Genomic DNA, 8,604 nt, shown 5'->3' on the forward strand with positions numbered 1-8,604 from the left:
AAGCCTCGCTCCTACATTAGAAATACGCTCCCCCTGTAGGAGCGAGGCTTGCCCGCGAAGAGGCCAGCAGCCACACCGCAAATCACGAATCAAAATTATTTTCATCCAGCCCTATCACTTTTGCATTCTCGTTCGGCACCTAGGCAATTGAGAAATATTTCCATTCAGGAGCCTGTGTATGACCCGTTCGCTCGATACCGTGCTGCGCCCCAGTTTGCTCGCGATTGCCATTGCCCTGTGTGCGCCGCTGGCCAGCAGTCCGCTGTTGGCTGCCGAACAGGCGTCGAGCGTTCGCGCCTACAACCTGCCGGCCGCGCCACTGGCCAGCACGTTGAACCAGATCGCCAGCCAGGCTGGCCTCGCGCTGTCGCTGAATCCTTCGCTGGCGGCGGGCAAAACCTCGGCGCCGGTCAACGGTCAGTTCGACGCGACCGGCGCATTGCGTGAGGCGCTGCGCGGCACCGGGCTGCAACTGGAACAGAGCGGCACCGGCACTTACAGCCTGGTCGCGGTGCCGGATGGCGTAATGGCGCTGCCGGAAACGGCGGTCATCGGCGTCGAAAACTACGAAACCGCCTGGAGCCCGGTCGAAGGTTACGTCGCCACACGCACCGCCGCCGGCACTAAAACCGATACGGCGCTGGTCGAAGCGCCGCGCTCGATTTCGGTCGCCACGCGCCAGCAAATGGAAGATCGCGGCGTGCAAAACCTCGACGACGCCGTGCGCTACATGCCGGGCATCACCGCCAGCAGCTACGGCAGCGACACCCGCGCCGACTGGCTACGCGTGCGCGGTTTCGAACCGACGCAATTCCTCGACGGCCTGCCATTGCCGCGCGGCACGTACGCCAATCCGAAACAGGAAACCTGGAACCTCGACCGTCTCGCCCTGCTGCGCGGCCCGGCTTCGTCCGTCTACGGCCAGACTCCGCCGGGCGGTTTGCTGGACATGGTCAGCCGCCGCCCGAGTGCCGAGCAGAGCAGCGAAATCGAGTTGCAGTACGGCAGCGACAACCACCGCCAGATCAATTTCGCCAGCACCGGCAAAATCGATGAAGAGGGTCAGTTCCTCTATAGCCTCAGCGGCGTGTTGCGCGACAGCGGCACGCAAATCGACCACGTCGACAACAAGCGCTACAACATCGCGCCGAGCCTGACCTGGAACATCGACGAAGACACCAAATTCACCTTGCTCACGCAGTTCACCCGCGACGATACCGGCATCACCAGCCAGTTCCTGCCGGTGCAAGGCACCAAGATCGACATGCCGTTCGGCAACGTCTCGCATCACAAAAACCTCGGTGATCCGGACTGGGAATACTACGACCGCACCTACTACGCGTTGGGCTACGCGTTCGAACATCGTCTGAATGACGTGTGGCAGTTCAAGCAAAACCTGCGTTACACCAAGTCGGATTTGTCGTTTCAGGGCATCACCGTCGGTTCGTATCCGTTCAGCCAAGTGGACGACGCCGGCAACGTCGGGCGCAGCACGACCATCGTCGACGAAGACATCAGCCAGTTCGCCGTGGATAACAACTTCCAGGCCGATTTCAATACTGGCGAGGTGCGCCACACCTTGCTGCTGGGCCTCGATCACCAGCGCAGCAACACCAACTACACCTCGATCTTCGGCACCGCGCCGGCGATCAATGTAAACAATCCGGTGCACGGTTTGCCGATCACGCGCCCGGACCGCTCCACCGCTTTCTACGACCTCGATCAGAAAACCTACCAGACCGGCCTCTACGTTCAGGACCAGATGGCCCTCGACCAATGGCGCCTGACCCTCGGCGGGCGTGAAGACTGGGTGCACACCGGCACCAAGTTCTTCAACAAGGGCGACGCGACCAACACCGAGCGTGACAAGAAATTCAGCGGCAACGCGGCGATCAGTTATGTCTTCGACTCCGGTTTCGTGCCGTACCTGTCGTACGCCGAATCCTTCCAGCCAACCACTGGCGCCACGGCTTCGAGCACCGAAAGCTTCAAGCCGACCGAAGGCAAGCAGTGGGAATTGGGCATCAAATACCAACCACCGGGCAGCAAGACTTTGCTCTCCGCTGCGGTGTATGACCTGACGCAGAAAAACGTTTCGGTCTCCACCACCGTCGGCGCCACGCCCATCACCAGCCAAACCGGCGAAGTGAAGGTCAAGGGCCTGGAGCTGGAAGCGGTGTCCGACGTCACCGACAACCTGAAGATCATCGCCGCTTACACCCTGGCCAAATCCGAAGTGCAGAAGGGCGACAACAAAGGCAACCGCCTGCAACTGATGCCCAACCAACAAGCCTCGTTGTGGGCCGATTACACCTGGCACAACGGCGTGCTCGACGGGTTCGGCATCGGCGCCGGCGCCCGCTATACCGGCAACACTTATGGCGACCAGGGCAACACCTGGCTGGGCAAGGCCAACGCCTACACGGTGTTCGACGCGGCGCTGCATTACGACCTCGGCCGATTGGACAACAGCCTCAAAGGCGCATCGTTGGCACTTAACGCCACCAACTTGCTGGACAAGGATTACATCTCGACCTGCGACAGCTTTTACTGCTACTACGGCGACCAGCGCAGCGTCGTCGCCAGCGCGTCCTACAAATGGTAAAAGCTTGAGCTGATACGCCCAATTACTGAGCCGTCCTCCGTGGACGGCTTTGGTATTTCTGAAGGCTATGAAATGAAATGAAAAGTAAAACAATTCGTCGCTGGTCCTTTGTCCACACCTGGACCAGCCTGATTTGCACAGTGTTTCTGCTGATGCTGGCGCTGACCGGCCTGCCGTTGATTTTCCATCACGAGATCGACCATTTACTGGGCGACGCGCCGGAATTGAAGCAGATGCCGGCCGACACGCCGCAGCTGAATTTGCAGCAGTTGATCGAAGCGGCGGAAAAACATCGTCCCGGCGAAGTTGTGCAATACGCCGGCTACGACGAGGAAGACCCCAACGGCATGTTCGCGATCATGGCGCCCACCGCCGACACCGAACCGAACTCGTCGCACACCTTCATGCTCGACGCCCGCACCGGCGAAGCGCTGGAAATGCCCTCGGCCAACGGTGGGCTGATGATGGTCATGCTGCGCCTGCACGTGGACATGTTTGCCGGGCTGCCGGGCAAATTGCTGCTGGCGTTCATGGGGTTGTTGTTCATCGCGGCGCTGGTTTCCGGCACCGTGCTGTACTTGCCGTTCATGCGCCGCTTGAAGTTCGGCACGGTACGCCAGGACAAATCCACGCGGCTACGCTGGCTCGATTTGCACAATTTGCTCGGCGTGGTGGCGTTGACGTGGATGCTGGTGGTCGGCGTGACCGGGGTGATCAGTGCCTGCGCCGATCTGCTGATTGCCGCGTGGCGTTATGAAAGCCTCAACGCGATGATCGCGCCGTACCGCGACAAGCCACCGCTGACGCAACTGGTCCCGGCCACGCGGTTGCTCGACATCGCCAAAGACGTGGCGCCGGGCATGCAGCCGGACTTTATCGCGTTCCCCGGCACGCGTTTCTCCAGCGAACACCATTACGCGGTGTTCATGAAGGGCAGCACGCACCTGACTTCGCACTTGCTGACGCCGGTGTTGATCGACGCCAGCACGCTGCAAGTCACGGCGGTCGCGCAACGCCCGTGGTACATGGACGCGATGGGCATGTCGCAGCCGCTGCACTTTGGTGATTACGGCGGCATGCCGATGAAGATCCTCTGGGCGGTGCTCGATGTGCTGACGATTATCGTCCTCGGCAGCGGTGTTTATCTGTGGGTGGTGCGGCGCAAAGCGGCGAAACGCCTCGCGCAAAACGTGGAGCAAAACGTGGAGCAAACGGCATGAGGCCGCGCCAGTCGAACTTCTGGAAAGTCTTCGCCACGCCGACAGTGATCGCGCTGCTGAGCGCCGCCGGATTGTTCGCCGCGCTGTTGGGCGATGGCTTGTGGGATGCGCTCAGTTGGCTGGGGCTCGGCGTTCCCGCCGTGCTAGGCATGCGCGGCCTGCTGCGACGCCGCTGATATCCCCGCTCCCCCAATCCCCTGTAGGAGCGAGCCTGCTCGCGATAGCCATTCATCATCCAACATCAATGTCGGCTGACACACCGCCATCGCGAGCAAGCTCGGCTCCCACAGGAATCTTCAGTGGATGCCGGGTTTTGTGGGCAACACCGATCCCCTGTAGGAGTGAGCCTGCTCGCGATAGCTATTCATCATTCAACATGGATGTCGGCTGACAAACCGCCATCGCGAGCAAGCTCGGCTCCCACAGAGATCTCCAGTGGATGCCGGGTTTTGTGGGCAACACTGATCCCATGTAGGAGTGAGCCTGCTCGCGATAGCAATTAAGAATCCAACATCGATGTTGACTGACACACCGCCATCGCGAGCAGGCTCACTCCTACAGGGATCTTCAGTGGATGCCGGGTTTTGTGGGCAACAGCGATCCTCCCGGTCTGGATTCGCGATCAGCTATCCTGCCCCACTCTGCCACTGATCGAGACGCTGCCATGTCCGCCCCGAGCATGACTCTGTTCCACAATCCCGCTTCGCCGTTCGTTCGCAAAGTCATGGTGCTGCTGCACGAGACTGGGCAAACCGCGCGCGTGGCGTTGCAAGCCAGCCAACTGACGCCGGTCAGCCCTGACCTGGCGCTGTGCGAAGACAACCCGCTGGGCAAGATCCCGGCCCTGCGCCTGGCCGATGGCAATGTCATCCATGACAGCCGGGTGATCCTCGATTACCTCGATCAGCAGCACGTCGGCAATCCGCTGATCCCTCGCGAAGGCCCGGCGCGCTGGCGGCGCTTGACCCTGGCCTCGCTGGCCGACGGGATCATGGACGCTGCGGTGATGATCCGTTACGAACAAGCGTTGCGCGCCCCGGAGAAGCAGTGGGACGAGTGGCTTGAGGGCCAACGCGAGAAGATTCGTCGTGCGCTGGCGCTGTTGGAAGCCGATGCGATTGCCGAATTGACCAGCCATTTCGACGTCGCGGCGATCAGCGTGGCGTGTGCCTTGGGTTACCTGGATTTGCGCCATCCCGATCTGCAATGGCGCGTGGCTAATCCGAAGCTGGCCGAGTGGTTTTTTGCGGTAAGTCAGCGGGCGTCGATGCTGGCGACCATGCCAAAGATTTAACGACGCCCGGGGTTTGACAACGCCTAAGCCTTAATGCTTCGCTGACTGTTCGGGCCCCATCGCGAGCAAGCTCGCTCCCACAGGGTTTTGCGGTTGTTCATGCCATTGCGGTGACAGCAGAAATCCAATGTGGGAGCGAGCTTGCTCGCGATGGCACCAACGCGGTTCAACAGGCAATAACTCGACAATCCGCGTCACCAGGTTTTCCCTCCAGCATTGATCCTCCCGCAACCCCAACCGCCGGCTCATTGCACCGCGCCAATATCAAACGCCAACGGCTTGGCCGACTTTTGCCCGATCCCGTACCAGTCGAGTTTGCGCGTCAGCACCATGAACACACCGAGCAAGCCGAACAACAGCAGCGAGCCCATCAGCAGCGCGTAATCCTCGGCGCTGAGCAAGCCGTAAAGCAAGCCGTACAACGCCGCCAATCCCGCCGAAAAACTCAAGCCGTGGCGCACGCTGCGCAGCACGTGGCAGACGTAGAAGCCGATCAACAACACACAACTGCTCGCCGACACCAGGTACGCCAGGGCAAAACCAATGTGTTCGGACAGCGACAGCAGCAACAGGTAAAAGAACGCCAGCGCCACACCGACCAACGCGTATTGCACCGGGTGCACCGCCAGGCTTTTCAGCACTTCGAAGAGGAAGAACCCGGCGAACGTGAGGACGATGAACAACAGCGCATATTTGATCGCCCGATCGCTTTTCAGGTACTGGTCCACCGGATCGATAAAACTCACGCCGAAACTACGCGCATTGAACGCTTCACACTTGTCGGCGACTACGCAGCTGTCCAGCGCCTCTTCGAGGTTGGTAGAGAAAAACGAGGTCTGCCAATGGGCGCTGAAACCCTGATCGCTGACTTCCCGCTGAGCCGGCAGGTAGTTGCCGATAAAGCTTGGATGCGGCCAGTTAGCGGACAACGAGACTTTACTGGTGCGGCCGACCGGGATCACTTGCAACTGCCCGGTGCCTTGCAAACGCAGGTCAAACCCGAAAGCCAGTTCCGTGGCTTTGCCGGGGTCCAGCGCTGGCAGCATGACGTGCACGCCCTCGCCCAAAAAGCTCACTTGGCTGCCCGGCACGAAGTCCAGGCGTTGGCCGTCGAGTTCCAGTTTCAGCGCGTTTTCGATACCGCGAATATCGCTGATGCCGACCGCGAGGAAGGGCTGATCGAACTGGTAATCGGCGAAATCTTCGGTGATGCCGAGTTGCTCGGGAATCGCGAAGTTGCCGCTGATGCGGTTGTCGGCGTGGAACAGCCGCGCTTCATAAATGCCCCGCGCACGCAGCTCGGTCTGCACGTTGCCGTCCAGCTCGAAGCGCTCAGGGAGGAAGAACATCCGCCCGCGCTCTTCGCCGACTTCCTGATAACGCTCGTTGGTTTTTTCGTTGAGTTTCCAGGTGCGCACCACTTTGCGATACGGCACCACCATCACCGGCCCGCTCAATTGCTGGCTGTAGCTGGAGCTGCGGGCAATGTCTTCAAGCACGCCGTCGCGCAATTGCTGACGGTCCTGGATTACGCCGTTGATCATCATCAACGGGATCAGCAATAACAGAATCAGCAGGGCAATCGCCCCGAGTTTTATGGCCAGGCTACGGTTCATGAGGTCTCTCCCTGTTCGAATGAGGGAGAGTCTGGCGGCGGCGTGTGAGGGTTTTGTGGGGGGAATGTGGAGAGTGTGTGGAGACTCATCTACATAACCCAGCAGGAGTGAGCCTGCTCGCGATGGCCCGCAACTCGGTCCTAAGCCAGGCGCAACATCACCTCAACTCCACCCTCAACGTTGCCCACACTCATGTCCCCACCATGCAACTTGACCACTTCTTCGACGAAGTTAAGCCCCAACCCGGTGCTTTTGCGTCCACTGTCCGGTCGCGGCAATGAGTAAAAGCGCTCGGTCAATCGTGGCAACGCGTAATCGGGAATCGCCTCGGTCTGGTTGAACAGTTTGAATTCGACGCGCGCCCCGGCCCTCTCAGCGCTAAAGCGCAACACGCCGCCCACCGGGGTGAAATCCAGCGCATTTTCCAGCAGATTGCCGAATGCCTGACGCAACAAAAACGGTTCGCCGATCACGCTCAGGTCCTGTGCAATCGCTTGTTCGACGCGCAACTGTTTGCCTTCAATGCGCGCCGTTTGCGCCGCCAGCACTTGCTCGACCAGGGCCGCCAGCGGCACCGCGACCCGTTCCTCCAGACCCTGGCGCTGCTCGACCAGCGCCAGATTGAGCAAGCGCTCGATCAACTGCTGCATCCGCGCACTTTCGCTGTCGATGTTGCTGACGAACCGCTGCTGCTGCGCCAACGGCATCTCGTCTTGCAGCAGTTCCGCCGCACCGCGAATCGCCGCCAACGGACTTTTCAATTCATGGGTCAGCGTGTGCACGTAGCGTTCGACGTAAGCCTTGCCTTCCAGTTGCGTGCGCATCTGCTCGACGGCGCTCGCCAGTTGCTCAAGTTCGCCGCCGCGATAATGCGGCACCTCGACCCGGCGCCCTTCGCTGACGGCCTGCGCGTAAGCAGTCAAACGCCGCAGCGCCGCGCTCAACCACCACGACAGCCACGCGCCGAACAGCAGACCCAGGACAATCATCCCAGCGCCGTAAGCGATCAAGCGCCGCTCCGTGCGATCGACGTAGGGCTGCAGCGAACTGTTGGGTTTGGCCACGGTGACCACGCCGATGATCTTGCCGTTGTCGCGGATCGGCGCGCCGACGTGCATCACCGAGGTGGTCGCATCTTCTGCAATGCTGCGGGTCGAGCGCGCGCCGTATTCACCGCGCAAGGTCAGGTAGACGTCGTTCCAGCGCGAGTAATCCTGGCCCAGCGCCACGCCGCTGGAATCCAGAACCACGATGCCTTTGGCGTCGGTGACGTAGATGCGGTGGCTGACCTGATTTTTCGGCAAGCCCCAGATGTTCGCCTTCGGCTCGCGCTCGCCATAGGCCTTGAGCAGTTGCGGCCAGCGGTTCTGATTGAGCGTGCCGGCCTTGAAATCGTCGCGCAGGATTTCTGCCATCAGGTTGGCGGTATCCACCAGCGTTTCTTCGGTGGATTGGCGCACGCCGGGGCGGACTTCCTGCATCACGGTGTTGAGCACAAAGTAGCCGGTCAGGCCGATGAACAGCACATAGACCAGGAAAATCCGGATTCCCAACGGCATCAGCTGTGTCCCGGGCTGTAGCTGTAGCCGAGGCCGCGATGGGTCTGGATTGGCTCGGCCTCGGCGCGCACCAGGCGCAATTTGGCCCGCACGCTTTTGATGTGGCTGTCGATGCTACGCTCGTAACCGGCATCGGCCGGCACGCCCAGCGCGTCGAGCAATTGTTCGCGGCTGAAGACCCGTTCGGGTTGTTCGAGCAGACATTGCAGGAGCCGGAATTCGTGGCGGGTAAGGCTCAGCAACTGGCCGCGATAGCTGATCTGCACGCGCTCGCTGTCGATGCGAAACAGCATTGGGGTTGGGGTTGGGG

The 8,604-nt window shown here is 60.7% G+C and carries 7 protein-coding genes; 4 read left to right on the plus strand and 3 right to left on the minus strand.

The genetic code is table 11. The annotated features are described in order from the left end of the window. The first annotated feature begins 178 nt into the window (after positions 1-178). From BI292_RS24850 to BI292_RS24875, 4 genes are all read left to right on the plus strand, one after another. Positions 179-2,605 carry a TonB-dependent siderophore receptor gene (locus tag BI292_RS24850; protein WP_101209538.1) on the plus strand — a complete coding sequence of 809 codons (2,427 nt, stop codon included), beginning with the start codon at positions 179-181 and terminating at the stop codon, positions 2,603-2,605. A gap of 77 nt (positions 2,606-2,682) precedes the next feature. After that, positions 2,683-3,825, plus strand: coding sequence for a PepSY domain-containing protein (locus BI292_RS24855; RefSeq protein WP_101209539.1), 1,143 nt, complete (start codon positions 2,683-2,685; stop codon positions 3,823-3,825). After that, positions 3,822-4,001 (plus strand): hypothetical protein, encoded by a 180-nt coding sequence (locus tag BI292_RS24860; protein ID WP_092277132.1) that lies wholly within the window; start codon positions 3,822-3,824, stop codon positions 3,999-4,001. Before BI292_RS24855 ends, BI292_RS24860 begins: the two co-directional genes overlap by 4 nt. A 488-nt stretch (positions 4,002-4,489) precedes the next feature. Further along, the gene (locus tag BI292_RS24875; protein ID WP_092277129.1) at positions 4,490-5,119 is read left to right on the plus strand and encodes a glutathione S-transferase; all 630 of its coding nucleotides are present in this window, start codon (positions 4,490-4,492) and stop codon (positions 5,117-5,119) included. Between the two features lie 245 nt (positions 5,120-5,364). On the opposite strand, the gene creD is transcribed toward BI292_RS24875, so the two are convergent. The 3 genes from creD to BI292_RS24895 form a co-directional block, all read right to left on the minus strand. Next, complete coding sequence (gene creD, locus BI292_RS24885) at positions 5,365-6,735, minus strand: cell envelope integrity protein CreD (protein ID WP_092277123.1); 1,371 nt, start codon at positions 6,733-6,735, stop codon at positions 5,365-5,367. A 140-nt stretch (positions 6,736-6,875) separates the two neighbouring features. Next, entirely contained in the window at positions 6,876-8,294 is a 1,419-nt protein-coding gene (gene creC, locus BI292_RS24890) for a two-component system sensor histidine kinase CreC (protein ID WP_101209541.1), read from the minus strand. After that, on the minus strand, positions 8,294-8,604 hold a 311-nt coding region (locus BI292_RS24895), incomplete at its 5' end, for a winged helix-turn-helix domain-containing protein (RefSeq protein ID WP_178076627.1). The genes BI292_RS24895 and creC, both read right to left, overlap by 1 nt.

The organism is Pseudomonas sp. 43NM1 (assembly GCF_002836905.1).
Taxonomy (GTDB): domain Bacteria; phylum Pseudomonadota; class Gammaproteobacteria; order Pseudomonadales; family Pseudomonadaceae; genus Aquipseudomonas; species Aquipseudomonas prosekii.

Excerpts from the sequence above, each read along its gene's own strand:
- BI292_RS24855 (WP_101209539.1), top strand. The coding sequence starts at position 2,683 with ATGAAAAGTAAAACAATTCGTCGCTGGTCCTTTGTCCACACCTGGACC.
- creC (WP_101209541.1), bottom strand. The coding sequence starts at position 8,294 with ATGCCGTTGGGAATCCGGATTTTCCTGGTCTATGTGCTGTTCATCGGC.
- BI292_RS24860 (WP_092277132.1), top strand. The coding sequence starts at position 3,822 with ATGAGGCCGCGCCAGTCGAACTTCTGGAAAGTCTTCGCCACGCCGACA.
- creD (WP_092277123.1), bottom strand. The coding sequence starts at position 6,735 with ATGAACCGTAGCCTGGCCATAAAACTCGGGGCGATTGCCCTGCTGATT.
- BI292_RS24850 (WP_101209538.1), top strand. The coding sequence starts at position 179 with ATGACCCGTTCGCTCGATACCGTGCTGCGCCCCAGTTTGCTCGCGATT.
- BI292_RS24875 (WP_092277129.1), top strand. The coding sequence starts at position 4,490 with ATGTCCGCCCCGAGCATGACTCTGTTCCACAATCCCGCTTCGCCGTTC.